General features: G+C 72.0%; 21 protein-coding genes, 1 pseudogene and 1 riboswitch. Of the genes and pseudogenes, 20 read left to right on the forward strand and 2 right to left on the reverse strand.

Going from position 1 to position 25,778, the window contains the following annotated elements:
* Nucleotides 1-188 precede the first annotated feature (188 nt).
* A riboswitch (glycine riboswitch) is annotated at nucleotides 189-290 on the reverse strand.
* A gap of 258 nt (nucleotides 291-548) precedes the next feature.
* The 7 genes from ACFVUY_RS15105 to ACFVUY_RS15135 all read left to right on the forward strand — a co-directional run bounded on the left by ACFVUY_RS15105 (nucleotide 549) and on the right by ACFVUY_RS15135 (nucleotide 8,958).
* Nucleotides 549-1,352, forward strand: a complete 804-nt coding sequence (locus ACFVUY_RS15105) for an enhanced serine sensitivity protein SseB (protein WP_387730033.1) — start codon at nucleotides 549-551, stop codon at nucleotides 1,350-1,352.
* 117 nt (nucleotides 1,353-1,469) lie between these two features.
* Entirely contained in the window at nucleotides 1,470-2,396 is a 927-nt protein-coding gene (locus ACFVUY_RS15110; protein ID WP_387690793.1) for an enhanced serine sensitivity protein SseB C-terminal domain-containing protein, read from the forward strand.
* Between the two features lie 444 nt (nucleotides 2,397-2,840).
* Nucleotides 2,841-3,830, forward strand: a complete 990-nt coding sequence (locus ACFVUY_RS15115; protein ID WP_359901496.1) for an ABC transporter permease — start codon at nucleotides 2,841-2,843, stop codon at nucleotides 3,828-3,830.
* Nucleotides 3,831-3,910: 80 nt separating this feature from the next.
* Nucleotides 3,911-5,683 carry an ABC transporter substrate-binding protein gene (locus ACFVUY_RS15120; RefSeq protein WP_387690791.1) on the forward strand — a complete coding sequence of 591 codons (1,773 nt, stop codon included), beginning with the start codon at nucleotides 3,911-3,913 and terminating at the stop codon, nucleotides 5,681-5,683.
* A gap of 98 nt (nucleotides 5,684-5,781) precedes the next feature.
* Nucleotides 5,782-6,792 (forward strand): ABC transporter permease, encoded by a 1,011-nt coding sequence (locus tag ACFVUY_RS15125; protein ID WP_380359380.1) that lies wholly within the window; start codon nucleotides 5,782-5,784, stop codon nucleotides 6,790-6,792.
* Nucleotides 6,789-7,859 carry an ABC transporter ATP-binding protein gene (locus ACFVUY_RS15130; protein ID WP_387690788.1) on the forward strand — a complete coding sequence of 357 codons (1,071 nt, stop codon included), beginning with the start codon at nucleotides 6,789-6,791 and terminating at the stop codon, nucleotides 7,857-7,859. Before ACFVUY_RS15125 ends, ACFVUY_RS15130 begins: the two co-directional genes overlap by 4 nt.
* A gap of 34 nt (nucleotides 7,860-7,893) precedes the next feature.
* A complete protein-coding gene (locus ACFVUY_RS15135) occupies nucleotides 7,894-8,958 on the forward strand; it encodes an ABC transporter ATP-binding protein (RefSeq protein WP_387730035.1) in 1,065 nt (354 codons plus the stop codon).
* A 74-nt stretch (nucleotides 8,959-9,032) separates the two neighbouring features.
* Here ACFVUY_RS15135 and ACFVUY_RS15140 read toward each other — a convergent pair whose 3' ends face one another.
* Entirely contained in the window at nucleotides 9,033-10,451 is a 1,419-nt protein-coding gene (locus tag ACFVUY_RS15140) for an acyltransferase family protein (RefSeq protein ID WP_387730038.1), read from the reverse strand.
* Nucleotides 10,452-10,580: 129 nt separating this feature from the next.
* Between ACFVUY_RS15140 and ACFVUY_RS15145 the strand changes: the two genes are divergently transcribed.
* Nucleotides 10,581-11,240: a trimeric intracellular cation channel family protein gene (locus ACFVUY_RS15145; RefSeq protein ID WP_387730040.1), complete on the forward strand. Its 660-nt coding sequence runs from the start codon at nucleotides 10,581-10,583 to the stop codon at nucleotides 11,238-11,240.
* Here the strand turns inward: ACFVUY_RS15145 and ACFVUY_RS15150 are convergent.
* Nucleotides 11,146-11,913 (reverse strand): IclR family transcriptional regulator, encoded by a 768-nt coding sequence (locus tag ACFVUY_RS15150; protein ID WP_359901515.1) that lies wholly within the window; start codon nucleotides 11,911-11,913, stop codon nucleotides 11,146-11,148. The genes ACFVUY_RS15145 and ACFVUY_RS15150 overlap by 95 nt on opposite strands.
* A gap of 242 nt (nucleotides 11,914-12,155) precedes the next feature.
* Between ACFVUY_RS15150 and ACFVUY_RS15155 the strand changes: the two genes are divergently transcribed.
* The 12 genes and pseudogenes from ACFVUY_RS15155 (at nucleotide 12,156) to ACFVUY_RS15210 (ending at nucleotide 25,652) form a co-directional block, all read left to right on the forward strand.
* Nucleotides 12,156-13,337, forward strand: a complete 1,182-nt coding sequence (locus tag ACFVUY_RS15155) for a cysteine desulfurase family protein (RefSeq protein ID WP_387730042.1) — start codon at nucleotides 12,156-12,158, stop codon at nucleotides 13,335-13,337.
* 50 nt (nucleotides 13,338-13,387) lie between these two features.
* Nucleotides 13,388-14,524, forward strand: coding sequence for a tRNA 2-thiouridine(34) synthase MnmA (gene mnmA / locus ACFVUY_RS15160; RefSeq protein WP_387730044.1), 1,137 nt, complete (start codon nucleotides 13,388-13,390; stop codon nucleotides 14,522-14,524).
* A 70-nt stretch (nucleotides 14,525-14,594) separates the two neighbouring features.
* Nucleotides 14,595-15,119, forward strand: a complete 525-nt coding sequence (locus ACFVUY_RS15165; RefSeq protein WP_387690778.1) for a TIGR00730 family Rossman fold protein — start codon at nucleotides 14,595-14,597, stop codon at nucleotides 15,117-15,119.
* A gap of 13 nt (nucleotides 15,120-15,132) precedes the next feature.
* Nucleotides 15,133-15,822 carry an SDR family oxidoreductase gene (locus ACFVUY_RS15170; RefSeq protein ID WP_387690776.1) on the forward strand — a complete coding sequence of 230 codons (690 nt, stop codon included), beginning with the start codon at nucleotides 15,133-15,135 and terminating at the stop codon, nucleotides 15,820-15,822.
* Nucleotides 15,823-15,977: 155 nt separating this feature from the next.
* Nucleotides 15,978-16,988, forward strand: coding sequence for a methionine synthase (locus tag ACFVUY_RS15175; RefSeq protein ID WP_359901529.1), 1,011 nt, complete (start codon nucleotides 15,978-15,980; stop codon nucleotides 16,986-16,988).
* 19 nt (nucleotides 16,989-17,007) lie between these two features.
* Nucleotides 17,008-19,296, forward strand: coding sequence for an NAD-dependent DNA ligase LigA (gene ligA, locus ACFVUY_RS15180; RefSeq protein WP_387730047.1), 2,289 nt, complete (start codon nucleotides 17,008-17,010; stop codon nucleotides 19,294-19,296).
* A 385-nt stretch (nucleotides 19,297-19,681) separates the two neighbouring features.
* Nucleotides 19,682-21,169, forward strand: a pseudogene (locus tag ACFVUY_RS15185) (putative bifunctional diguanylate cyclase/phosphodiesterase); the annotation flags it as partial.
* Nucleotides 21,170-21,621: 452 nt separating this feature from the next.
* Nucleotides 21,622-21,918, forward strand: a complete 297-nt coding sequence (gene gatC, locus ACFVUY_RS15190) for an Asp-tRNA(Asn)/Glu-tRNA(Gln) amidotransferase subunit GatC (RefSeq protein ID WP_030057414.1) — start codon at nucleotides 21,622-21,624, stop codon at nucleotides 21,916-21,918.
* A gap of 5 nt (nucleotides 21,919-21,923) precedes the next feature.
* Nucleotides 21,924-23,417, forward strand: a complete 1,494-nt coding sequence (gene gatA / locus ACFVUY_RS15195) for an Asp-tRNA(Asn)/Glu-tRNA(Gln) amidotransferase subunit GatA (protein ID WP_387690768.1) — start codon at nucleotides 21,924-21,926, stop codon at nucleotides 23,415-23,417.
* A complete protein-coding gene (locus ACFVUY_RS15200; protein WP_359901541.1) occupies nucleotides 23,414-23,671 on the forward strand; it encodes a hypothetical protein in 258 nt (85 codons plus the stop codon). The genes gatA and ACFVUY_RS15200 overlap by 4 nt, the downstream gene beginning before the upstream one ends.
* A 78-nt stretch (nucleotides 23,672-23,749) precedes the next feature.
* The gene (gatB, locus tag ACFVUY_RS15205) at nucleotides 23,750-25,255 is read left to right on the forward strand and encodes an Asp-tRNA(Asn)/Glu-tRNA(Gln) amidotransferase subunit GatB (protein ID WP_387730049.1); all 1,506 of its coding nucleotides are present in this window, start codon (nucleotides 23,750-23,752) and stop codon (nucleotides 25,253-25,255) included.
* A 238-nt stretch (nucleotides 25,256-25,493) separates the two neighbouring features.
* Nucleotides 25,494-25,652 carry a hypothetical protein gene (locus ACFVUY_RS15210; RefSeq protein WP_387690762.1) on the forward strand — a complete coding sequence of 53 codons (159 nt, stop codon included), beginning with the start codon at nucleotides 25,494-25,496 and terminating at the stop codon, nucleotides 25,650-25,652.
* Nucleotides 25,653-25,778: the final 126 nt, after the last annotated feature.

Raw genomic sequence — 25,778 nt, forward strand, 5'->3', positions numbered from 1 at the left:
GCCGGACCGGACCCGCTGGGGGCCGACCCTGCGCGCGGGCATGCGGCGGCGTGGGTCTCCCCATCTGTCGTCGAACCTGAGAGCTTCACCGCCCGCCGCCCGCAGCTGTTTCCAGCTTGGGGGACAGCATGACGGCTTGCACCGTGGGTGGGCGCACGACAGGGCCGGGCGCCGCTTTCCAGATGTGCCTAACCCGTGCGGTAGGGGTGCCTGAGAGATTCCGGGGAGGACTTGCTCCTTCGGCGCCGGCTGTGCCTGAACGGCACTCCGGGCTCTCCCGCGCGGGTTCGAGCGGCCGGTATGGAGTTGTGGGGGCCCGCGGCGCATGCCGTCGGACGGGCACATCATGGCACGTCCGGGACGGAGAGGGGAGAGGGGACCCGGTCACACCGCGCGGCATCCGGACGCGGGCCCGGGACGGCACCCGGGACCGGGGCCCGCGGGGCACCCGAACACGAGCCCTAAAGGGGAGGGCCCGGGGGCCCTAGACTGCTGCGCGTCGGCGCAGCAGAGGGCGGCCGAGCGGCAGAGGGCGGGATCGGCGGCGCATGGGGTACCCGGTGGAGCAGCAGCAGGGGTGGGGCGGACCGCAGGAGGCGCCGGCGGGCGGTTCCTGGCCGGCCAACGAGCTGGAGCAGGTGCTGACCGCGGCCCTGGGCGACCCGGGCGCGACGCCGCGGGTGATCGAGGTGCTGGCGCGCAGCCAGGTGTGGGTGCCGCTGCCGGCCGGGGCCGATCCGCAGGGGCAGGCACTGGACCTGCCGACCGTCGAGCTGGGCGGCGACCCGTACGTGCCGGTGTTCTCCTCGCAGGAGGTGTTCCTCCAGCAGGCGCCGGGGATGGCCTTCGCGGTGGCGCCGGTGTGGGAGTTCGCCCGCGGGCTGCCGCTGGGCGTGGGCATCGCGGTGAACCCCGACGCGGCCGTGGGCATCCCGGTGCCGCCGCAGGGGGTCGCCGAGCTGCGGCGCGGTCCGCGCGGGGACCGCTGGGAGGCCGCCGACGACGCCGCGGCGCCGACCGGCGGCCGGGTGGCGCTGCGCGAGCCGGTGCCGGGCGAGGACCCGGAGCACTTCCTGGCCGCCTGCCGGGGCGAACTGTCGGCGCTGCCGGGAGTGTTGACCGCCCGCAGGGCGCTGGCCAGCATCGAGGGCGAGCCGACCGTGATGTTCGTGGGCGTCCAGCTGGACCCGGCGGTACCGGCCGATCCGGCCGCGGTGAACGACGCGCTCGGCCGAGCGCTGGGAACCGCGCCGCTGCCCGGCGGCGTCCACCTCGTACTGCTCGACCTCGCCGACGACCCGGTGGTCGAGTGGCTGCTCACCCGGGTACAGCCGTTCTATTCGCGGGGCTGAGCGGGGTTCGTATCAAAGGCACGTCGCCGTGGCGGTGGCCGGTGCAGCGCCATAGGGTGCGTGCAGACGGCCGACGGGCCGGCGGGTTGAGGGAAAGAGGCGCGGCGAGGTGGGCGCATGAGTGCGGGAACGGGAGCGGGCGGTGTGCCGGGGCCCTGGGGCCAGGCACCGGCCGGGCGCCCGGGAGCTGATCCCGGCGCGTTGGAGCGCGCCCTGCGCGACGTCGCGCCGGAGCGCTACGACGCGTACGAGCGGCTGCTGCACGCGCTGGCGGACGGCCAGGTCTGGATGCTGCTGTGGCACGGCACGCCGGGCAGCCCGGACGCCCAGTACGGGAACATGGAGATCAGCGGCCACGGCTACGCGCCGGCCGTCACCTCGTCCGAGCAGCTGACCGCCTCCGGCTGGGCGCGGGCCCACGAGGTCATCTCCGGCCGGGAGATCGCGGCCTCGCTCTACCGCACCCGCTGGGGCCTGTGGCTCAACCCGCACGCGCCCGGCGGCGGCGTCGGCGTGCCCTGGGCGGACCTGCGGCGGATCGCCGCGGGCCTGGACCGGCTGCCGGCCGGGCCGTTGAAGCTGAGCGAGCCGCAGCTGAACGCCCAGTCGTTCTTCGCGCTGCTGGAGCGGCAGGCCGCCGAGGTGCGCGCGGTTCGGGCCCTGCGCAGGGCCTGGGTGCAGCCCGCGGTGGGGGAGCCGTACCTGGCCATCGGCCTCGACCTGTACGAGAGTTCGCCGCCGGCGGTGGAGGCGGTGCGGGCGCTGATGCAGCGCGCGATCGCGGTGGCCCCGGAGGGGCTCGCGGTGTCGACGGTGGCGATGTCGGACGAGTACGACCCGGTGGCGCTGTGGATGCGCGCCAACGCGCGGCCGTTCTTCGACCGGGAGGCGGGCCGCCCGCCGACCGGTCCGTACCCGCCGGTGCCCCCGCCGCCGTACCCGGGGCAGTCGATGCCGGGCTACGGGTACGGCACCCAGCCGCCGGCGCAGGGCTGGCAGCAGCAGCCGCCGCAGCGGCCGTGGCCCGGCTACCCCGGGCGCTGATTCCAAAACCCATTCCCCGAAGCCGACTTGATTGTCCATCAAGTCGGCTTCGATGCTTTCCGGACGAATTTCCGGATGTGTGCTCAGGCCATCTTGACATGGCAGTTACAGCCATGTGAAGAGGTATATGCCGAAGACCGGGGAGGTGCATGCACGCAGATCACAGTTGGGCATCTGTCGGTTGGCAGGGCTGGCGCAAGCCAGTTCGGATGGCAGAGAGTTCTGCGCAACGCACCGCGCGTGCTTGAACCCCACAAGGGCGAGCGCGCACGCCGACAGTCCGCCCACGCGACGCCCATCCCGCGTGGTGGCAGTGCCTGTGCACGACGCACTGCCGTCAACACCCGCTCCTCCTAAGCACCTCCGCACGTCCGCAGCCGCACCGCCGAAGCCGGCGACCGGCACCCGTGGGCCGGCCACCGTCGGCGAGGGGACCAACTGACCATGACCGCAACCGTGACCACCGCCGGGAACGATCCGGAGGCACCCGCCACCGCAAGCCCGGCCAAGAAGATCGAGGGCCGCTCCCTCGGCCAGATCGCCTGGACCCGCTTCAAGCGGGACAAGGCCGCCGTCGCCGGCGGCGTCGTGGTGATCCTGCTGATCCTGCTCGCCGTGCTCGCCAAGCCGATCGAGTCGATGTTCGGGCTCGACCCGGACGCCCTCCACCAGGACCTGCTGGACGCCGACCTCGGCGGTCTGCCGTTCGGCGACTGGGGCGGCATGAGTTGGGACCACCCGCTCGGCGTCGACCCCCTCCAGGGCCGTGACCTGCTCACCCGCGTCATCGAGGGCTCCTGGGTCTCCCTGCTGGTCGCCTTCGGCGCGACCCTGCTGTCCAACACCATCGGCACCGTGCTCGGCATCATGGCCGGCTACTACGGCGGCTGGGTGGACACCCTGATCAGCCGGGTGATGGACGTCTTCCTGGCGTTCCCGCTGCTGCTCTTCGCCATCGCGATCTCGACCTCGCTCCAGGGCGGCGCGTTCGGCCTGCACGGCCTGCCGCTGCACATGCTGGTGCTGATCTTCGTGATCGGCTTCTTCAACTGGCCCTACATGGGCCGGATCGTGCGCGGCCAGACGCTCTCGCTGCGCGAGCGGGAGTTCGTCCACGCGGCCCGCAGCCTGGGCGCGCGCGGACCGTTCATCCTGTTCAAGGAACTGCTGCCCAACCTGGTCGGTCCGATCCTGGTCTACTCGACCCTCCTGATCCCGACCAACATCCTCTTCGAGGCCGGGCTGAGCTTCCTCGGCGTCGGCATCCAGCCCCCGCAGGCCTCCTGGGGCGGGATGCTCCAGGACGCGATCCGGTACTACCAGGTGGACCCCCAGTACATGGTGGTCCCCGGCCTGGCGATCTTCGTCACCGTGCTCGCCTTCAACCTGCTCGGCGACGGGCTGCGCGACGCCCTCGACCCCAAGAACAACTGACCTTGCGTCACTCGGACCACCCGTCACTCGACGGTGCGTCAGAATCCCTCCTCCACATCCTCAAGGGGTTGATCTCACCCATGCGTAGGTCCCGTACCGTCGCCCTGACCGCGGCGGCTGCCGCCGCGGTCCTGGTCGTGACCGGTTGCACCAGTTCGTCGAAGAACGGAGGGTCGTCCACGGCCTCCGGCTCCGCCGAGGGCGGCTCCGGTGCCAACGCGGCCACCAAGGGCATCGTCAACGCCTCGGACAAGAAGGGCGGGACGGTGACCTACGAGATGAAGGGCACCCCCGACTCGCTCGACCCGGGCAACACGTACTACGCGTACATCTACAACTTCTCGCGTCTGTACGGCCGGCCGCTGACCACCTTCAACCCGGCGCCGGGCGAGGAGGGCAACAAGCTCGTCCCGGACCTCGCCGAGTCGATGGGCCAGCAGAGCGCGGACGGCCTGACCTGGACGTACAAGCTCCGCAAGGGCCTGAAGTACGACGACGGCACCCCGATCTCCTCGAAGGACGTCAAGTACGCCATCGAGCGCTCGAACTACGCGCTGGACGTGAACTCCAACGGCCCGGTGTACTTCCACGACCTGCTGGTCGACAACGCCACGCCGTACGCGGGTCCGTACAAGGACAAGGAGGGCGGCCTCAACTCGATCGAGACGCCCGACGACACCACGATCGTCTTCCACCTGCAGCACCCCTTCGCCGACTTCGACTACCTGGTCAGCGCCCCGGAGACCGTGCCCGTCCCGCAGGCCAAGGACACCGGTGCGGAGTACGTGAAGAAGATCGCGTCCTCGGGCTCCTACAAGTTCGAGTCCTACGAGGACGGCAAGCAGGCCGTCCTGGTGCCGAACACCAACTGGGACAAGAGCACCGACCCGATCCGCAAGCAGCTCGCGGACAAGATCGTGCTCAAGTTCAACATCGACCAGGCCACCATCGACAAGGACCTGCTGGCCGGCAACGCCCAGGTCGACCTGGTGGGCGGCGGCGTCGACCCGCAGACCCAGGCGCAGATCCTGCAGAACCCGAAGCTGAAGGCCAGCACCGACAACGCCTACGGCGGCCGTCTGGTGTACATGGCGATCAACTCCAAGCTCGCGCCGTTCGACAACGTCGAGTGCCGCAAGGCCGTCCAGTACGCGATCGACAAGGTCTCGGTGCAGACCGCGCTCGGCGGCCCGATCCGCGGCCAGATCGCCAACACGGTCCTCCCGCCGGACATCGCGGGCCACCAGGACTTCAACCTGTACGAGACCAAGGACAACAAGGGCGACGAGGCCAAGGCCAAGGAAGCCCTGAAGGCCTGCGGCAAGGAGGGCGGCATCAACACCGTCCTGTCGGCCCGCACCGAGCGCGCCACCGAGGTCGCCGCGGCCACCTCGATCCAGGCCGCGCTGAAGAAGGTCGGCATCAACGCCGAGATCCAGCAGTACCCGCAGGGCAAGTACCTGCAGGACGCCGCCGGGTCCCCGCAGTTCGCGGCCGAGCACAACATCGGCCTGATGATGATGCAGTGGGGCGCCGACTGGCCGACCGGCTACGGCTTCCTCCAGCAGATCGTCGACGGCCGCACCATCAAGCCGTCCGGCAACAACAACCTGGCCCAGCTGAACGACTCCGCCGTCAACAAGATGATCGACGACGCCGCGATCAACCCCGACAAGGGCGCCCGCGAGAAGATCTACGGCGACGTCGACAAGAAGGTCATGGAGCAGGCGGTCTACGTCCCGCTGACCTACTTCAAGGTCTTCCTGTACCGCCCGGACAACGCCACCAACCTGGTCTCCACCTCGGCGTTCTCGGGTGAGTACGACTACCTGAACATCGGCTCCACCAAGTAAGAGCCTGGCTCCGCATCCCTGAAGGCAGGTGAAGGCAGCGGCGCCCGCCGCCGTCCGGAAGATCCCGGACGGCGGCGGGCCGCCGGAGCCGCCCAACTGTGTTTGCCTACATCATCCGCAGGATCATCGCGGCGGCGATTTTGCTGCTGGTCGTCAGCGTGGTCACCTTCGCGATCTTCTTCCTGCTCCCGCGACTCGCCGGAGAGACGGCCGACCAACTGGCCGCCCAGTACATCGGGAAGAACCCGTCGCCCGAGGCGATCGCCGCGGTCAAGCAGAACCTCGGCTTCGACCAGCCGCTGTACACCCAGTACTGGCACTTCCTCAAGGGGCTGGTCAGCGGCGCCGAGTACACGTTCGGCCCGGAACCGGCCACCTGTCACGTGCCCTGCTTCGGCTACTCCTTCAAGAACCACCTGGAGGTCTGGCCCGAGCTGACCAAGCGGATCCCGGTCACCATGTCGCTCGCCGCCGGTGCGGCGGTGCTCTGGCTGGTCTCCGGCGTCGCCACCGGCGTCGTCTCCGCGCTCAAGCCGCGCTCGATCTTCGACCGGCTCTCCATGGGCGTCGCGCTCGCCGGCGTCTCGCTGCCGGTCTTCTTCACCGGCGCGCTGCTGCTCACGCTGTTCAGCTACGAGTGGCCGATCCTGGACAACCTGCAGTACGTGAACCTCACCGACAACCCGCTGATGTGGGCCCGCAACCTGATCCTGCCCTGGATCTCGCTGGCCTTCCTCTACTCCGCGCTCTACGCCCGGCTCACCCGCGCCGGAATGCTGGAGACCATGAGCGAGGACTACATCCGCACCGCCCGGGCCAAGGGCCTGGTCGAGCGCAAGGTCGTCACCCGGCACGGGCTGCGCGCCGCGCTCACCCCGATCGTCACGATCTTCGGCATGGACCTCGGGCTGCTGCTCGGCGGCGCGCTGATCACCGAGCAGGTCTTCTCGCTCCAGGGCGTCGGCCAGTTCGCCGTCCAGGCGATCTCCGACAACGACCTGCCCAAGATCCTCGGCGTCACCCTGCTCGCCGCCTTCTTCATCGTCGCCTGCAACCTCGTGGTCGACCTCCTGTACGCGCTCGTCGACCCCCGGGTGAGGCTCTCGTGACCGACCTCCAGAAGTCCCCGGCGGACGCCGCGCAGACCCCGCCGGGCGACCCCTTCCTCTCGGTCCGCGACCTGCGGATCCACTTCGACACCGACGACGGCCTGGTCCGCTCGGTGGACGGGGTCAGCTTCGACCTCCACAAGGGGCGCACCCTCGGCATCGTCGGCGAGTCCGGCTCCGGCAAGTCCGTCACCTCGCTGGGCATCATGGGCCTGCACCGCTCCAAGCGGGCCCGGATCAGCGGCGAGATCCGGCTGAACGGCGAGGACCTGATCGCGGCCGGCCCGGACCGGGTGCGCCAACTGCGCGGCCGGGACATGGCGATGATCTTCCAGGACCCGCTGACCGCGATGCACCCCTACTACACGGTGGGGCAGCAGATCGTCGAGGCGTACCGGGTGCACCACCCGCAGGCCTCCAAGAAGCAGGCCAGGGCCCGGGCGATCGAGATGCTCGACCGGGTCGGCATCCCGCAGCCCGACCGCCGGGTGGACGACTATCCGCACCAGTTCTCCGGCGGCATGCGCCAGCGCGCCATGATCGCCATGGCGCTGGTCAACGACCCCTCGCTGCTGATCGCCGACGAGCCCACCACCGCCCTGGACGTCACCGTCCAGGCGCAGATCCTGGACCTCATCCGCGACCTCCAGGAGGAGTTCGGCTCCGCCGTCATCATCATCACCCACGACCTCGGGGTGGTCGCCGAGCTGGCCGACGACATCCTGGTCATGTACGGCGGCAAGTGCATCGAGCGCGGCCCGGCCGAGACCCTCTTCGACGCGCCCGAACACCCCTACACCTGGGGCCTGCTGGGGTCGATGCCGCGGCTGGACCGGGAACTCCAGGACCGGCTGGTGCCGGTCAAGGGCACCCCGCCCAGCCTGATCAACGTGCCGTCCGGCTGCGCCTTCCACCCGCGCTGCCCGTACGCCGCCCTGACCGGCGGGCGCTCCACCGGCGAGCTCCCGGTGCTGGCCGAGGCCGCGCCCGGGCACTTCGCGGCCTGCCACCTGGCGGCCGACGAGCGGCACCGCATCTTCGCCGAAGAGATCGCGCCCCGGCTGTGAGCCCGGCCTCGTACCACCTTTCTGGAGAGAACCGATGACGGACACTCAGGCGGCCACGATTCCGTCGCCGGCACCCGCCCCCGGCCGCGAGCCGCTGCTGAAGGTGGCCGGCCTGACCCGGCACTTCCCGATCCGCGGCGGGCTGCTGCGGCGCCAGACCGGCGCGGTGCGGGCCGTCGACGGCATCGACTTCACGGTCAACGCCGGCGAGACCCTGGGCGTCGTGGGCGAGTCCGGCTGCGGCAAGTCGACCATGGGCCGACTGGTCACCCGGCTCGACGAACCGACCGGCGGGACCATCGAGTTCGAGGGCACCGACATCACCCACCTGGGCGTCGGGGCGATGCGGCCGCTGCGCCGCGACATCCAGATGATCTTCCAGGACCCGTACTCCTCGCTGAACCCCCGGCACACCGTCGGCACCATCGTCGGCGCGCCCTTCAAGCTCCAGAACGCGGTGCCGGAGGGCGGGCTCAAGAAGGCCGTCCAGGAGCTGCTGGAACTGTGCGGGCTCAGCCCCGAGCACTACAACCGCTACCCGCACGAGTTCTCCGGCGGCCAGCGCCAGCGCATCGGCATCGCCCGGGCGCTCGCGCTGAAGCCGAAGATGATCGTCGCGGACGAGCCGGTCTCCGCGCTGGACGTCTCGATCCAGGCGCAGGTGGTCAACCTGCTGGACGACCTCCAGCAGGAACTCGGGCTGACCTACCTGATCATCGCGCACGACCTCTCGGTGGTCCGGCACGTCTCGGACCGGGTCGCGGTGATGTACCTCGGCAAGATCGTGGAGATCGCCGACCGGGACTCGCTCTACCGCAGCCCGATGCACCCGTACACCAACGCGCTGATGTCCGCCGTGCCCGTCCCCGACCCGCGCCGCCGCCAGCGCGCGGGCCGCGAGCGCATCCTGCTCAAGGGCGACGTCCCCTCGCCGATCAACCCGCCCAGCGGCTGCCGCTTCCGCACCCGGTGCTGGAAGGCGCAGGACGTGTGCGCGAGCCAGGAGCCGCCGCTGACGGTGCTGGCGACCGGGCACCAGGTGGCCTGCCACTTCCCGGAGAACGCTCCGGAGAAGGCGACGGCCGGCGCCACGGCCTGAGGCCCTCGCACGTACGCAGGAGGCCGCCCGCCCCCGGACTTCCGGGGACGGGCGGCCTTTTGGCGGTCCGCGCCTCAGACGCCGGCGGCCGGCTCCGGCTCCGGCACGCGCGGACCCGGGGCGGCCGCGGCGGGCGGCGCCGGGGCGGGGGCCGGGAAGCGGCGGTCCAGCGCCCGGACCGCCCTGCGGCCCAGGTTCTGGAACGGGATCTCGACCAGCCGGTACGACAGCCAGGAGAGCACCACGACCGCCCCCAGGTAGCCGAGGGTGAGCGCGGCCTGCCCCTTCGGCCCGACGATCGGCGGGTAGTCCCGCAGCTTCCAGCCGAGGAAGTACATCAGCGGGCCGTGCAGCAGGTAGACCGAGAAGCTGATCGTGCCGAGCCCGCAGAGCCAGCGCGGGAAGCGGCGGCGGCGCAGCAGCATGGCGGCCGCGAACAGGGCCCAGGCGGCCAGGTAGGCGGACGAGAAGGACTCCCACGAGGGCGTCCAGGTGTGCCAGAGCGCCGTGTCGCGGTTGTACAGGTAGCCGACCGTGACGCCGGTGACGATCACGAAGCCGCAGCAGAGCAGGGCCGGGAGCCGGTCGAGCAGGCCGTGCTCCAGCCGGTACAGCACGGTGCCGGCGAACATGGTCGCGAAGATCAGCATGGTTTCGAAGCCGGTGGTCCGGTTGTTCACCGTGATCAGGACCAGGCCCAGGCCGCCGAGCAGCAGCGCGCCCCAACGGGTCAGGTCCGGGCGGGCGGTGGCGATGCAGGCCGCCGCCATCAGCACCACGATCCCGGCCGCGGCCACCAGGTGCCTGGTGGCCGCCAGGTCCACCGAGATCCCGCCGATCGGCAGCCAGGTGCCGAGCACCAGGGCGACGGACGCGAAGCCGACCGCGATCGGCGCGCTGTGCCGGTGCCACCCCCGCACGAACAGGGCGCAGACGAAGTAGTAGAAGACCATCTCGTAGGTGAGCGACCACATCACCCCGATGGTGCTGGGCACCCCCAGCAGGTCCTGGAGCAGCAGGCCGTTGGCGGCGAGCGACAGCACCGGGTGGTCGAAGGGGAAGCTCTGGACGATCTGGCCGCTGCGGGGCAGCACCAGCAGACTCGCCAAAACGGTGACGGCCACCGCGGGGTAGATGCGGAAGAGCCGCCCCGTCCAGAACGCCCGGACGTCGCCCCGGCGTTCCAGCGAGGCCGGGATGATGTACCCGCTGACCAGGAAGAACAGCATCACGCCGAAGAAGCCGAGGTCCAGGTGGCGCGGCACCCCGCCCGCGTGCGGGATCTTGCCGAGCAGCCCGAAGTGGTGCATGGCGACGGCGAGGGCGGCGATGCCGCGCAGCGCGTCGAGCCAGCCGAGCCGGGCGGAGGCGGGGGAGCCCGGCGACCCGGGCGGCTTCGACGACCGGGTCGGCGTGGGCGGCTTCGGCGGCTTCGGCGACTTCGACGGCTCCGGCGGCGGCTTCGGGGCCGACCCGGGCTTCGCGAGCTTCACAGGCGGAGGCTAGCCGAACCGGTTCGGCCCCACGGCGCGCAAGGGGTTCGCCGCCGTTCCGGCGGTGCGTTCGTATCCGGAGCACGGACGTTCGCCGGAACACCCGCGCGAATCGGGTACACATGGACGGTGACATCCCAGCTCTTCCCGACCGACGTGCAGCAGTCGCTGGACCTCGTCGGCATCTTCGTCTTCGCCCTCTCCGGGGGCCTGCTCGCCGTCCGCAAGAACATGGACATCTTCGGGATCTGTGTGCTGGCCGAGGTCACCGCCCTCGGCGGTGGCGTGATGCGCGACCTGGTGATCGGCGCCACCCCGGTCGCCGCGTTCACCAACCTCGGCTACTTCCTGACCCCGCTGGGCGCCGCGCTGGTGGTGTTCTTCCTGCACCCGGAGGTCGAGCGGATCAACCGGGCCGTGCAGACCCTGGACGCGCTCGGGCTCGGGCTGTTCTGCGTGACCGGCACCGCCAAGGCCCACGACTTCGGGCTCGGCGCGGTCGCGGCGATCGCGCTCGGCATGGTGACCGCGGCCGGCGGCGGCGTGATCCGTGACGTGCTGGCCGGGGAGATCCCCTCGCTGCTGCGCTGGGACCGGGAGATCTACGCCGTCCCGGCCCTGGTCGGCGCCACCCTGGTCGCGCTGCTGATCGGCGCGGACCGCCTCACCGGCATCACCGGAACCGCGGCCGCGCTCACCGCCTTCGGGCTGCGGATGCTCGCGCTGAAGTACGGCTGGCGTGCCCCGCGGGCCTGGCACCGCAACGGTTCTCGCACCAGCGAGGAGTAGGCGAGCCGCCGTACGCGAGCGAGATCGCCTCGGCCGTGCAGAGCAGTTCCGGCACCATCCGGGCCAGTTCGCCGGGCGGCACCTCGCTCGCCGGGGCGCTCAGCGCGCAGGCCGCGACCGTCCGTCCGCCGCTGCCCGCGACCGGCGCGGCCACGCAGGTCACCGGCTCCCGGTGCTCGCAGGACTCGGCCGCCCAGCCCCGGCGGCGCACCGCCGCCAGCTCGGGCTCCTCGGGGACGCCGTCCGCCGACAGCCCGGCGAGCAGCACCCGGCCGACCGCCGTCCCGTCCACCGGGGCCCGGCGCCCGATCCGGGACGGCTCGGCGCCCGGCAACCCGGCCACCTCGTCCAGGTAGAGCACCTCGCCGTCGTGCAGCACGGCCAGCCGGACGGTGTATCCGCAGCGGGCGTTGAGCGCGGCCAGGTACGGCGCGGCGACCTGCCGGACGTCGAAGTCCTCCAGCGCGCGGTGGGCCAGCGAGAGCACCCGGCCGCCCAGCCGGTAGCGCAGGTCCGGCTGGCGGCGGGCGAAGCCGTGCTCCTCCAGGGTGCGCAGCAGCCGCAGGGCGGTGGACTTGTGCACCCCGAGGCTGCTGGCGGCCTGCTCCAGCGAGAGCGGCGCGTCGCCGAGTGCGTCGAGCAGGGTCAGCGCGCGGTCGACCGACTGCGACATGGCGTTTCCCGTGGATCCGGCTGACTGATGGCGTCAGGCTAACCGCTGGGTGGCTCAGTGGTACAAACCACTGCCGGACGCGGCCGTCCGGCAGTGGTGCGTCCGCGGTGCGGCGCACCCGTGGTTCGTCCGCGGTGCGTCCGGGCCGGTGCGGGCCGGTGCCGGTCGGCGCGGGCCGTGCGTGGCTGAAACTGCCCCGGCCCGGAACCCGCTGTGGTGCCGCGCTCTACAATCGGATGGTTATGCCATACCTGGACCATGCGGCGACCACGCCGATGCTGCCCGAGGCGATCGCCGCGATGACGGCGCACCTGGGGGTGGTCGGCAACGCCTCGGCTCTGCACGCGGCCGGCCGCCGGGCCCGCCGGGTGGTCGAGGAGTCCCGGGAATCGCTGGCCGAGTCGCTGGGCGCCCGCCCCAGCGAGATCGTGCTCACCGGCGGCGGCACCGAATCCGACAACCTGGCGGTCAAGGGCCTGTACTGGGCCCGCCGGGATGCCGACCCGGCCCGCACCCGGGTGCTGTGCAGCCCCGTCGAGCACCACGCGGTGCTGGACGCGGTGCACTGGCTCTCCGAGCACGAGGGCGCCGAGGTCGAGTACCTGCCGGTGGACGGGTACGGCCGGGTGCACCCCGAGGCGCTGCGGTCGGCGATCGAACGCGACCCGGCGTCGGTGGCGCTGGTCACCGTGATGTGGGCCAACAACGAGGTCGGCACCGTCCAGCCGGTGCGCGAACTGACCGCCGTGGCGGCCGAGTACGGCATCCCGGTGCACGCCGACGCCGTGCAGGCGCTCGGTCAGGTCCCGGTCTCCTTCACCGAGTCCGGCCTCACCGCGCTCACCGTCACCGGGCACAAGATCGGCGGCCCGTTCGGCATCGGCGCCCTGCTGCTCTCCCGGGGCGCCGCGCCCGTACCGCTGCTGCACGGCGGCGGGCAGGAACGCGACGTGCGCTCCGGCACTCTCGACGCCCCCGGCTCGGCCGGCTTCGCGGCCGCCGCGGCGCTCGCCGTCGAGCGGCGGGCCGAGCACGCGGTCACGCTCGGCGCGCTGCGGGACGAACTGGTGGCGTCGGTGCTGGCCGCCGTACCGGACGCGATCCTCAACGGCGACCCGTCGGCCGAGGGCCGGCTGCCCGCCAACGCGCACTTCTCCTTCCCCGGCTGCGAGGGAGACGCGCTGCTGATGCTGCTGGACGCCCAGGGCATCGAGTGCTCGACGGGCTCCGCCTGCTCGGCCGGGGTGCCGCAGCCCAGCCACGTGCTGCTCGCGATGGGCGTCGACCCGCTGCTGGCGCGCGCCTCCCTGCGGTTCTCGCTCGGGCACACCTCGGTGCCGGAGGACGTCACGGCGCTGGGGAAGGCCATCGGGCCGGTCGTCGAGCGGGCGCGCAACGCGGGGCTGGCGTCGGTGCGGCGGTAGTTGCTCCGCGCGGTGGGCATGTCCGGCGGCCCCGTAGGCTTGTACTCACCATGACTGACTTCCCGGGTGCCCCGACCGCTCCGTCCACCGGCCGTCTGCGCGTGCTCGCGGCGATGTCCGGCGGAGTCGACTCCGCCGTCGCCGCCGCCCGCGCCGTCGAAGCGGGGCACGAGGTGACCGGCGTCCACCTGGCGCTCTCCGCCAACCCGCAGTCCTTCCGGACCGGCGCGCGCGGCTGCTGCACCATCGAGGACTCCCGGGACGCCTGGCGAGCGGCCGACGTGATCGGCATCCCCTTCTACGTCTGGGACCTCGCCGAGCGCTTCCGCGAGGACGTCATCGACGACTTCGTCGCCGAGTACGCGGCCGGGCGCACGCCCAACCCGTGCCTGCGCTGCAACGAGAAGATCAAGTTCGCGGCGCTGCTGGACAAGGCGATCGCGCTCGGCTTCGACGCCGTCTGCACCGGCCACTACGCCCGGATCGTCGACCTGCCGGACGGCTCGCGCGAGCTGCACCGGGCCGTGGACGGCGCCAAGGACCAGTCCTACGTCCTCGGCGTGCTCGACGCCGACCAGCTCGCCCACTCGCTCTTCCCGCTCGGTGACACCACCAAGGAGGAGATCCGGGCCGAGGCCGAGCGCCGCGGCCTGGCCGTCGCCAAGAAGCCCGACAGCCACGACATCTGTTTCATCGCCGACGGCGACACCCAGGGCTTCCTGGCCCAGCACCTCGGCACCGCCACCGGCGACATCCTCGACGTCGACGGCACCAAGCTCGGCGAGCACGACGGCGCGTACGGCTTCACCATCGGCCAGCGCAAGGGCCTGCGGATCGGCCGCCCGGCGGCCGACGGCAAGCCGCGCTACGTGCTGGACATCTCCCCGGTGAACAACACCGTCACGGTCGGCCCGGTCGAGGGCCTCGACGTGACCGGGCTGACCGCCATCCGCCCCCGCTGGTGCGGCACCGAGCCCCTGGCGGACGGCCGCTACACCGCCCAGCTGCGCGCCCACGGCGAGGAGGTGCCGGTGAGCGCCTCGGTCGTCGACGGCGAGCTGCGGGTGGAACTGGACACCCCGGTACGGGGCATCGCCCCCGGCCAGGCCGTGGTCGTCTACGACGGCACCCGTGTCGTCGGCTCCGCGACCATCGCCACCACCGAGCGCCCGGCCGTCACCGCCTGAGCCCGCCCCGCGCCCGGCGAGGAATCCCCGGTGAAGTCCTGCCGCGGGGCGTGATAGACCGGACGGCACTATGAATATCTCTGTCTTCTGCTCCGCGTACTCGCTCGACGACCGCTACTCCGCCCCCGCCGCGGAGTTCGCCCGGCTCCTGGGGGAGGGCGGGCACACGCTGGTGTGGGGCGGCTCGAACGCCGGGCTGATGGGGCTGCTCGCCGACGAGGTGAAGGCGGCGGGCGGCACGCTCGTCGGCGTGATGGTCGAGATGCTGCGGCACAAGGCGTACGTCGGCGCCGACGAGCTGGTGTGGACGGCCGACCTGCCGGAGCGCAAGGCCGAGCTGGCCTCGCGAGCGGACGCGATCGTCGTGCTGGTGGGCGGGCTGGGCACCCTGGACGAGGTCACCGAGGTGCTGGAGCTCAAGAAGCACGGGATGTTCGACAAGCCGGTGGTGGTCCTGGACACCGAGGGCTTCTACACGGGCCTGCGCACCCAGATGGAGCGGATGGACGCCGAGGGCTTCCTGCCGCGCCCGCTCGCCGAGCTGATCACCTTCGCGGACACGCCCGCCGAGGTTTTCGCCCAGCTCAAGGCCTGATTGGATCACGACCATGGCTGCACATCTGATCACTGGCGCCGGCTCCGGCATCGGCGCCGTACTCGCCGAGCGACTCGCCGAGCGCGGGGACGAGCTCTGGCTGCTCGCCCGCGACGCCCGTCGGGCCGCCCAACTGCGCGAGCGCTTCCCCGGGGCCCGCACCCTCGTCGGGGACCTCGGCGATCCGGGCAAGCTGTCCTGGGCCTTCGGCCACCAGCAGCTGCCGGTCGAGCTGGACTCCCTCCTGCACGTCGCGGGCACGGTCGAGCTCGGCCCGGTCGGCGACCTGACCCCCAAGGCCTGGCAGGAGACGCTGAACGTCAACCTCGTCGCCCCCGCCGAGCTGACCCGTCTGCTGCTGCCGTCGATCCGGCTGGTCAAGGGCCATGTGCTCTTCGTGAACTCCGGCGCGGGCCTCAACGCCCACGCCGAGTGGTCGGCGTACGCGGCCAGCAAGCACGGCCTCAAGGCGCTCGCCGACGCGCTGCGCCAGGAGGAGCACGCCAACGGCGTCCGGGTCACCTCGGTCTACCCGGGCCGCACCGCCACCGCGATGCAGGTGAAGGTGCACCAGCAGGAGGGCAAGGAGTACGACGCCGGCCGCTGGATCGAGCCCGCGTCCGTCGCCGGGGCGATCCTCGCCGCTCTCGACGCCTCCCGGGACGCGGAGATCACCGACATCACCGTCCGCCCCGGGCGGTAGCGCGCCGCACGGGAGGCCGGCCGGTCCGACTTTCCGTGCGCGGACCGGATTTCGACACGGCCCCCGCGTACCCGACGGCCTCCGCATGCCCGACGGCCCCGGTGCCGGGCCCCGCGCCCGGCACCGGGGCCGTCCGGCTGAGTAGGCTCGGGCGGGTGAGCACCCCACACACCTTCCCCGACCTGCGCGGCGCCGCCACCGGCGTCGGCTCGCTGCCCGGCACCGACGCCCGGGAGGCCGCCAAGACGTCCACCGGGGCACTGGAGCACCTGCCGTTCCTGCCCGAGCTGCCCGCCCGCGGGCCGGGCGCCGACATGATCGGGCGCGGCGCCGGCCTGCTGGTCGAACTGTTCGCGCAGACCGAGCCGAGCGGCTGGCGGTTCACCGACCGTCCGGGCCGGGACACCCGGCGCGCCCACTCCTGGCTCGGCGAGGACCTGGACGCGCTGGAGGAGTTCACCCAGGGCCATCAGGGCGCGCTCAAGGTCCAGGCCGTCGGCCCCTGGACGCTGGCGGCGAACATCGAGCTCAAGCACGGCGAGAAGGCGCTCGCCGACCCCGGCGCGTGCCGTGACATCGCCGGCTCGCTCACCGAGGGCCTGCGCCGCCACCTCGCGGACGTCCGCAGGCGGGTGCCCGGCGCCGAGGTCGTGCTGCAGCTGGACGAGCCCTCGCTGCCCGCCGTCCTGGCCGGGTCGGTGAAGACCGCCAGCGGCTTCCAGCGGCTGCGCGCCGTCGACCGGCAGGTCGCCGAGGAGGTGCTGCGCGAGGTGATCCGGAACCTCGACGCGCCCGTGGTGGTGCACAGCTGCGCGCCGGACGTCCCGGTCCCGCTGCTGCGCCGCGCCGGGGTCGCCGGGATCTCCCTCGACTTCTCGCTCCTCACCGAGCGCCAGGACGACGACCTCGGCGAGGCCGTGGAGGGCGGCACGACGATCCTCGCCGGTGTCGTCCCCGCCACTGACCAGGCGGTGTCCGACCCTGCCGGTAGTGTCCAGGGTGTCAGGACCTTGTGGCGCAGGCTCGGGTTCGCCCCGGAGCTGTTGGGCCGCCGCGTGCTGGTGACACCGACCTGCGGGCTGGCCGGGGCCTCCCCGGCGTACGCGCGCAGGGCGCTGTCGTCCGCGGCGCGGGCGGCACAGAGCCTGGTGGACAACCCGGAATGAGAGTGCAGGAGGGCTTGCGGTGACGGCTGTCGAGGGCTGGGAGGACGTCCCGGCGGAGGTGCGCGGGCGGCACGCCGAGCTGGCGCAGGAGATCACCGACCACCGGGCCCGGTACTACGAGCAGGACGCGCCGGTCGTCAGCGACGCCGAGTTCGACGCGCTGATGCGGGAGCTGGAGGGGATCGAGGCCGAGCACCCGGCCCTGGTCACCCCGGACTCGCCGAGCCAGAAGGTCGGCGGCGCGGCCACCGGGCTGTTCGCCGAGGTCGAGCACCGCGAGCGGCTGCTCAGCCTGGACAACGCGATGGACGACGAGGAGCTGGCCGCCTGGGCCGAGCGGGTCGCCACCGAGCTGCAGGGCATCGACTACCACTACCTGTGCGAGCTCAAGGTGGACGGCCTGGCCGTCAACCTCACCTACGAGAACGGCCAGTTGGTGCAGGCGGCGACGCGCGGCGACGGCCGGGTCGGCGAGGACATCACCCCCAACGTCCGCACCATCAAGGAGATCCCGCACCGGCTCAAGGGCGAGAACATCCCGGAGCTGGTGGAGATCCGCGGCGAGGTCTACTTCCCGACCGAGGAGTTCGACGCGCTCAACGCCTCCTTCGCGGAGGAGAACGAGCGCCGCCGGCAGGAGAACGAGGAGCGCGCCAAGGAGGGCAAGCGGCCCCGGGCGCTGATCCGGCTGTTCATGAACCCCCGCAACGCCGCCGCCGGTTCGCTGCGCCAGAAGGACCCGCACGTCACCGCCTCCCGCCCGCTGCACATGGTGGTGCACGGCATCGGCGCCCGGGTGGGCTTCGACATCGACAACCAGTCGCACGCCTACCGGCTGCTGCACGACTGGGGCCTGCCCACCGCCCGCCACAACCAGGTGGTGGGGACGCTCGCCGAGGTGCGGGCCTTCATCGCGCACTTCGGCGAGCAGCGGCACTCGGTCGAGCACGAGATCGACGGCGTCGTGGTGAAGGTGGACGAGATCGCCCTGCAGGGCCGGCTCGGCGCCACCTCCAAGTCCCCGCGCTGGGCGATCGCCTGGAAGTACCCGCCGGAGGAGGTCACCGGGAGGCTGGCCGAGATCAAGGTCGGCATCGGCCGCACCGGCCGGGCCACCCCGTACGCGGTGCTGGCCGAGCCGGTGAAGGTGGCCGGCTCGATGGTGCAGTACGCGACGCTGCACAACCAGGAGGTCGTCAAGGCCAAGGACGTGCTGCTCGGCGACACGATCGTGCTGCGCAAGGCCGGCGACGTCATCCCGGAGATCCTCGGCCCGGTCTACGACCTGCGGGACGGCACCGAGCAGGCCTTCGTGATGCCCTCGCACTGTCCGGAGTGCGACAGCGAGCTGCGGCCGATGGCCGAGGGCGACATCGACCTGCGCTGCCCGAACGCGGAGCGCTGCCCGGCCCAGATCCGGGAGCGGATCGCCTTCCTCGGCGGGCGGCAGTGCCTGGACGTGGAGGGGCTGGGCTACGTCGCGGCCACCGCGCTGACCCAGCCGCTGGAGCCGGCCGAGGCGCCGGTGCGGAACGAGGCCGACATCTTCCGGCTGACGCGGGAGAAGCTGCTGCCGATCAAGGTGCTGGTCCGGGACCCGAAGACCGGCATGCCGAAGCTGGACGACAGGACGGGCAAGGAGAAGGAGGTCTTCTTCTTCGCCACCACCAAGGGCGAGCCGAAGAAGTCGCTCCAGGCCCTGATCGACAACCTGGGCGCGGCGAAGGGGCGGCCGCTGTGGCGGTTCGTCAACGGGCTGTCGATCCGGCACGTCGGTCCGGTCGCCGCGCAGGCGCTGGCCCGGGAGTTCCGCGATCTGACGAAGATCTTCGAGGCGAGCGAGGAGCAGCTGGCGGCCGTCGAGGGGGTCGGCCCGACCATCGCCCGCTCGATCCGGGAGTGGTACGCGGAGGAGTGGCACCGGGAGATCCTCCGGAACTGGGAGGCGGACGGCGTCCGCTTCACCGAGGAGTTCGCGGACGAGGAGGAGGCGGAGCGCCCGCTGGAGGGCCTGACCGTGGTGGTGACCGGCACCCTGGCCGGCCACACCCGGGACGGCGCCAAGGAGGCGCTGACCTCGCGCGGAGCGAAAGTGACCGGTTCGGTTTCGAAAAAGACCGATTTTGTGGTCGCTGGTGACAACCCTGGGTCCAAGTACGACAAGGCTGTTCAGCTCGGCCTGCCGGTCCTGGACGACGCCGGGTTCGCCGTCCTGCTCGCCGACGGTCCGTCCGCCGCCCGTGCCCACCTGGGGCTTCCGGAGCCGGAGGAGGCCGGGGAGGCGAAGAAGGAGCCCGTCGAGGACTGACCCGGAGCGGACCCGAGCGGTCGGTGACCGGATCGGTGTTGTTATCGTCCTGATGCAACGTCACCGGGTGCCGCACAGTGAAAGCGGGCATTGTGTCACTGTGCGGCACCCGAGAGCGGTGGCGCGTTTCCGGTTGTCCGAAAGTCTGCCCACCGGGTGGACCCCGGCATACCCTGGAGCGCAACAGAGTGTCAGCAGGGGTGGGGGCACCGGCTGGGCCGGTGTTCCGCGGGGTCGCTCCATGCCCGGCAGCTGTCGGTACCGGCACGGTGCCTCACCGTAAGGCGGCCCGACGGGGCGGGCCCGACGGAGGACAGGGCTTATGGATCGTACGACCGGCGGTGCGCCCACACGCCCGCCGCAGGGGGTGGCGGGTGCGGTCCTGCTGCTCGGCGTGCTGCTGGCCGGAGCCGCGCCGCTCATCCCGCTGGCCGTCCTGGTCTACCGGTACGAACCCGAGTTGCTGCCGCTGTTCGCCGTGCCCCTGGCGGTGCTGGTGGCGGCCTGGCGGATCGCCCGGGACCGCGCCCGCGATCAGCTGACCGACCCGCTGACGGATCTGCCCAACCGTCAGGCCCTGCTGTTGGCCGCCCAGGAGGCGATCGCGGAGTGTGGTCAGGGCTACAGCGTCGGTCTCATCCTGCTCGATCTCGATCGCTTCCGATCACTCAACGACACACTAGGTCATACGGCCGGTGACCGGCTGCTGGTTCACATCGCCCGCCGGCTGCACCGGGCCCTGCGCTCCGGCGGACCGGCCGGCAGCGCCACCCGGGAGTCCATCGACGACGTCTTCGCCGGCCTGCCCCGGCACTACCGCCGCGGCCGCCCCATGGTGGCCCGGATGGGCGGCGACGAGTTCGCCGTCCTGCTGCCCGGCATCAACTGCCCGGACAGCCTGGAGCGGGTCGCCAAGGCGCTGATCGCCGAACTGGCCGCCCCGATCCGGCTGGACGGGCTGCTGCTCGTCCTGGAGGCCAGCGGCGGCGTCTGCGTCTACCCGCAGCACGCCCAGGACGCGGAGGCCCTGCTGCGCCGGGCCGACGTCGCGATGGGCCACGCCCAGCGCGGACACTGCGGCGTCGCCCAGTACGACGAGACCCAGGACGCCGACACGCCGTACCGGATCGGGCTGCTGGGGGACCTGCGCAGGGCGCTGGAGACCGGCGAGGTGCAGCTGCATTACCAGCCGAAGGTGGCCTTCGACGGCCGGGTGGTCGGCCTGGAGGCGCTGCTGCGCTGGGAGCGCCCCGGCCAGGGGAAGGTCCCGCCGGACGAGTTCGTCGGGCTCGCCGAGTCCAGCGGCCTGATGCCCCGGCTCACCGACTACGTGCTGGAGGCGGCCGTCGGCCAGCTCGCGTACTGGCGCGACCAGGGCCTGCAGGTGCAGGTCGCGGTCAACGTCTCGCCGCGCGACGTGCTCAACCCCGGCTTCGCCCAGCGGGTCGCCGGCCACCTCGTGCGCCACCAGGTGCCGGCCCACGCGCTCCAGCTGGAGATCACCGAGCGGCTGCTGCTGGACGACTCCCGGCGGGCCGCCGACACCCTGGCCGAGCTGCGCGGCTACGGCGTCGGGATGTCCCTGGACGACTTCGGCACCGGGCACTCCTCGCTGGTGCGGCTGCGCAGCCTGCCGGTCGGCGAGCTGAAGATCGACCGCTCCTTCGTCTCCCGGATGGTCGCCGACGACCACGACGCGGCGGTGGTGCGCTGCTCGGTGGAGCTCGCCCACTCGCTGGGCCTGACCGTGGTCGCCGAGGGCGTCGAGGACGACGAGACCTGGGAACGGCTGCACTGCATGGGCGTGGACGCCGTCCAGGGCTGGCTGGTGTCGGCCGCGCTGCCGGCCGAGCAGGCCACCGCCTGGCTGCGGGTGCACCGCACCGGCGCCCCGCCGGTGGAGCGGCTCGGCCTGCCGCCCCAGCTGCCTGCGGGCTTCCCGTCGGTCCCGAACGCCAAGCCGATCGTCCCGCCGGCCAGGCCGCCGGTGCTGCCGCCGACACTCCCGCCGGTCCGGCCGCCGGTCATCCCGCCCACGCTGCCGCCGGTGGCCCAGGTGGTGCAGGCCGCGCACCGGGAGATCAAACCGCAGGGCTGGGCCCGCACCCGGCCGCAGTAGCCCGCCGGAGGTCGCGGTCCGGCCCCGGGGAGGGCCGGTGACGGGCGCCGCGGCTCACTCGTTGGCCGGGGCGGGGGACGGGCCCCATAGGATGGGGTCCAAAGACCACGAGGACGGAGCGCCGGAACCGGCTGCTCCTGCCCGGGCCCGGCACCGCCCGCAAGGCACAGCCGGGTCTCACCAGAACTCACCCTGAGGATCGCTGCATGCCTGGCATCACGCGCGAGGAGGTCGCCCACCTCGCCCGGCTGTCGCGTCTTGAGCTGAAGCCCGAAGAGCTGGACCACTTCGCCGAGCAGCTCGACGTGATCATCGGCGCGGTCGCCCGCGTTTCCGAGGTCGCCGGACAGGACGTCCCGCCGACCTCCCACCCGCTGCCGCTGACCAACGTCATGCGTGCGGACGAGGTCCGGCCGTCGCTCACCCCGGAGCAGGCGCTGTCCGGCGCCCCCGCCGCCGAGGAGCAGCGTTTCCGTGTGCCGCAGATCCTCGGGGAGGACTGACCGAGATGACCGAGCTGATTCGCTTCACCGCCGCCGAGACCGCGGGCGCCATCGCCAAGGGCGAGGTGTCCGCCGTCGAGGTCGCGCAGGCCCACCTTGACCGCATCGACGCCGTCGACAAGAAGGTCAACGCCTTCCTGCACGTCGACACCGAGGGCGCGCTGGCCGCGGCCAGGGCCGTCGACGACAAGCGCGCCAAGGGCGAGGAGCTGGGCCCGCTGGCCGGCGTCCCGCTCGCGCTCAAGGACGTCTTCACCACCAAGGGCATCCCGACCACCTGTGGCTCGAAGATGCTCGAGGGCTGGATCCCGCCGTACGACGCCACGCTGACCAGCCGTCTCAAGGACGCCGGCGTGGTCATTCTCGGCAAGACCAACATGGACGAGTTCGCGATGGGCTCCTCCACCGAGAACTCCGCGTACGGCGTGACCGGTAACCCGTGGGACCTCTCCCGCATCCCCGGCGGCTCCGGCGGCGGTTCGGCCGCCGCGCTGGCCGCCTTCGAGGCCCCGCTGGCGATCGGCACCGACACCGGCGGCTCGATCCGCCAGCCCGGCGCCGTCACCGGCACCGTCGGCGTCAAGCCGACCTACGGCTCGGTGTCCCGCTACGGCCTGGTCGCGTTCTCCAGCAGCCTGGACCAGGGCGGCCCGTGCGCCCGCACCGTGCTGGACGCGGCCCTGCTGCACGAGGCCATCGCCGGGCACGACCCGCTGGACTCCACCTCGATCGACGCGCCGGTGCCGGCCGTCGTCGAGGCCGCGCGGATGCGCGACATCCGCGGCATGCGGATCGGCGTCGTCAAGGAGTTCGCCGGCGAGGGCTACCAGGCCGGCGTGATGCAGCGCTTCAACGAGTCGGTGGAGCTGCTGCGCGAGCTGGGCGCCGAGGTCGTCGAGGTCTCCTGCCCGTCCTTCACCCTGGCGCTGCCGGCGTACTACCTGATCGCGCCGTCGGAGTGCTCCTCCAACCTGGCCCGCTTCGACGCGATGCGCTACGGCCTGCGGGTCGGCGACGACGGCTCGCGCTCGGCCGAGGAGGTCACCGCGCTGACCCGCGAGGCCGGCTTCGGCGACGAGGTCAAGCGCCGCATCATCCTGGGCACCTACGCGCTGTCCTCGGGCTACTACGACGCCTACTACGGCTCGGCCCAGAAGGTCCGCACCCTCATCTCGCGCGACTTCGACGCGGCCTTCGCGGGCGTGGACGTCCTGGTCTCGCCGACCACGCCGACCACCGCCTTCCCGATCGGCGAGCGCGCCGACGACCCGATGGCGATGTACCTGGCCGACCTGTGCACGATTCCGTCGAACCTGGCGGGCAACGCGGCCATGTCGCTGCCGGTCGGCCTGGCCCCGGAGGACAATCTCCCGGTCGGCCTCCAGATCATCGCACCCGCGATGGCGGACGACCGCCTGTACCGCGTGGGCGGCGCCGTCGAGGCCGCACTCAACGACAAGTGGGGGCACACCCTGCTGGAGGAGGCACCGGCACTGTGAGCAAGATCGAGAAGACCAAGGGCTCCGGCTCGCTGAAGGGCTTCAAGCACTCCAAGCCCGGTCTGTGGCTGTCCATCGGCACCAGCGCGTTCGGCGCGATCTCCGTGGCCAAGGACGTCCGCAAGGCCCGCGAGGAGAGCGACACCCTCAAGCTGGTCAACGCCCTGGTCGGCGCCGCCGCGCTGGTCACCGGCACCGCCCTGCTGGTGCGCGAGCTGCGCCGGCTGGGCTCCGACGACGTGCTGCTGGGCTGAGTCAAGTGCCCTGGCCCGGCCCCGCGCGACGCGGTGGCCGGGCCCGTACCTCCCAAGCTTCAAGTGAGAAGGGACGCTGTGAGCGTCATGAACCTGGTCTCCTACGAGGACGCTCTCGCGTCGTACGACCCGGTGATGGGCCTTGAGGTCCACGTCGAGCTGGGCACCAAGACCAAGATGTTCTGCGGTTGCTCGACCGAGCTGGGTGCCGAGCCGAACAGCCAGACCTGCCCGACCTGCCTGGGCCTGCCGGGTTCGCTGCCGGTGGTCAACGCGGTCGGCGTGGAGTCGGCCGTCAAGATCGGCCTGGCGCTGAACTGCGAGATCGCCGAGTGGTGCCGGTTCGCGCGGAAGAACTACTTCTACCCGGACATGCCCAAGAACTTCCAGACCTCGCAGTACGACGAGCCGATCGCCTTCAACGGCTACCTCGACGTGCAGCTGGAGGACGGCTCGACCTTCCGGGTGGAGATCGAGCGCGCCCACATGGAGGAGGACACCGGCAAGTCCAGCCACGTCGGCGGGGCCACCGGTCGCATCCACGGCGCCACCCACTCGCTGCTCGACTACAACCGGGCCGGCATCCCGCTGATCGAGATCGTCACCAAGCCGATCGAGGGCGCCGGCGAGCGCGCCCCCGAGGTCGCCAAGGCGTACGTCGCCGAGCTGCGCGAGGTGATCCGTTCGCTCGGCGTCTCCGAGGCCCGGATGGACAAGGGCCAGATGCGCTGCGACGTCAACCTGTCGCTGCGCCCGAACGGCACCGAGACCTTCGGCACCCGCTCGGAGACCAAGAACGTCAACTCGCTGCGCAGCGTGGAGCGGGCGGCCCGGTTCGAGGTCCGGCGGCACGCCACGGTGCTGACCGACGGTGGCACCATCGTCCAGGAGACCCGCCACTTCCACGAGGAGGACGGCTCCACCACCTCGGGCCGGATCAAGGACAACGCCGAGGACTACCGCTACTTCCCCGAGCCGGACCTGGTGCCGGTGGCCCCCACCCGCGAGTGGGTCGAGGAGCTGCGCGCCGCTCTGCCCGAGCTGCCGCGGGTGCGCCGTGCCCGGCTGCAGGCGGAGTGGGGCCTGTCCGACAAGGACATGCAGTCGGTGCTCAACGCCGGTGCGGTGGGGCCGATCCAGGAGACCATCGCGGCCGGTGCCCCGGCCGACCAGGCCCGCAAGTGGTGGATGGGCGAGCTGGCCCGTCGCGCCAACGAGACCGGCACCGAGCTGAGCGAGCAGCCGATCACCCCGGCGCAGGTCGCCCGGGTCGCCGCGCTGGTCGCCGAGGGCAAGCTCAACGACAAGCTGGCCCGCCAGGTCATCGAGGGCGTGCTGGCCGGCGAGGGCGAGCCGGACGAGATCGTCGAGAAGCGCGGCCTGGCCGTGGTCTCGGACGACTCCGCGCTGGGTGCCGCGGTCGACCAGGCCATCGCCGAGAACGAGGCGATCGCCGCCAAGATCCGCGACGGCAAGGTCCAGGCCGTGGGCGCGCTGGTCGGCGCGGTCATGAAGGCCACCCGCGGCCAGGCCGACGCCGCCCGCGTGAAGGACCTGATCCTGGAGAAGCTGGGTGCGGCCTAGGCTGTCGGCCCTTCCTTCCTAAGGCATCTAAGGCATCTAAGGCCCTCTAAGTAAGGCCTAAGGCCCCGTCTCACCTATGTATCTGGGTGAGGCGGGGCCTTAAACCGTTTTTGGCGACCGATCTAAGGCATCCGGGGCCCGGAAGATGCGGCACGCTCCCGATGCGGCACCCCCCACTGGCGGAGGAAGCTCTTACCTGTCAGCAAGACGGAGTGGAAAACCCGAGGGGGAACCGGAAATGATCGAGTACCAGACCTTCCAGCAACAGGCCCACGAGCTCGTGGCCCGCGCCGAGCACGAGCGCCTGGTGCGCGAGGCCAAGGAGGCCCGCCGAGTGCGGCAGCGTCCGGTGGCCGCCCGCTTCCAGCGGCGCCCCGTGCGTCGGCCCGAATGCTGACGGTGCGGCACCACGGCGGTGCCGAAGGAGCTCCGGAGGGGGAGACGCTCACCAGCGTCTCCCCCTCCGGGCATTCGGGCCCTTCGACCCGTTCGCCAGGGGAGATAACCCCTCGGCCGGGCCCCA

Origin of the sequence: Kitasatospora sp. NPDC058063 (assembly GCF_042885395.1) — a bacterium.
GTDB lineage: Bacteria > Actinomycetota > Actinomycetes > Streptomycetales > Streptomycetaceae > Kitasatospora > Kitasatospora lactacystinica.

Coding starts and splice junctions, on each gene's coding strand:
- ACFVUY_RS15105 (WP_387730033.1), top strand. CDS start 549: ATGGGGTACCCGGTGGAGCAGCAGCAGGGGTGGGGCGGACCGCAGGAG.
- ACFVUY_RS15110 (WP_387690793.1), top strand. CDS start 1,470: ATGAGTGCGGGAACGGGAGCGGGCGGTGTGCCGGGGCCCTGGGGCCAG.
- ACFVUY_RS15115 (WP_359901496.1), top strand. CDS start 2,841: ATGACCGCAACCGTGACCACCGCCGGGAACGATCCGGAGGCACCCGCC.
- ACFVUY_RS15120 (WP_387690791.1), top strand. CDS start 3,911: ATGCGTAGGTCCCGTACCGTCGCCCTGACCGCGGCGGCTGCCGCCGCG.
- ACFVUY_RS15135 (WP_387730035.1), top strand. CDS start 7,894: ATGACGGACACTCAGGCGGCCACGATTCCGTCGCCGGCACCCGCCCCC.
- ACFVUY_RS15150 (WP_359901515.1), bottom strand. CDS start 11,913: ATGTCGCAGTCGGTCGACCGCGCGCTGACCCTGCTCGACGCACTCGGC.
- ACFVUY_RS15155 (WP_387730042.1), top strand. CDS start 12,156: ATGCCATACCTGGACCATGCGGCGACCACGCCGATGCTGCCCGAGGCG.
- mnmA (WP_387730044.1), top strand. CDS start 13,388: ATGACTGACTTCCCGGGTGCCCCGACCGCTCCGTCCACCGGCCGTCTG.
- ACFVUY_RS15165 (WP_387690778.1), top strand. CDS start 14,595: ATGAATATCTCTGTCTTCTGCTCCGCGTACTCGCTCGACGACCGCTAC.
- ACFVUY_RS15170 (WP_387690776.1), top strand. CDS start 15,133: ATGGCTGCACATCTGATCACTGGCGCCGGCTCCGGCATCGGCGCCGTA.
- gatC (WP_030057414.1), top strand. CDS start 21,622: ATGCCTGGCATCACGCGCGAGGAGGTCGCCCACCTCGCCCGGCTGTCG.
- gatA (WP_387690768.1), top strand. CDS start 21,924: ATGACCGAGCTGATTCGCTTCACCGCCGCCGAGACCGCGGGCGCCATC.
- ACFVUY_RS15210 (WP_387690762.1), top strand. CDS start 25,494: ATGATCGAGTACCAGACCTTCCAGCAACAGGCCCACGAGCTCGTGGCC.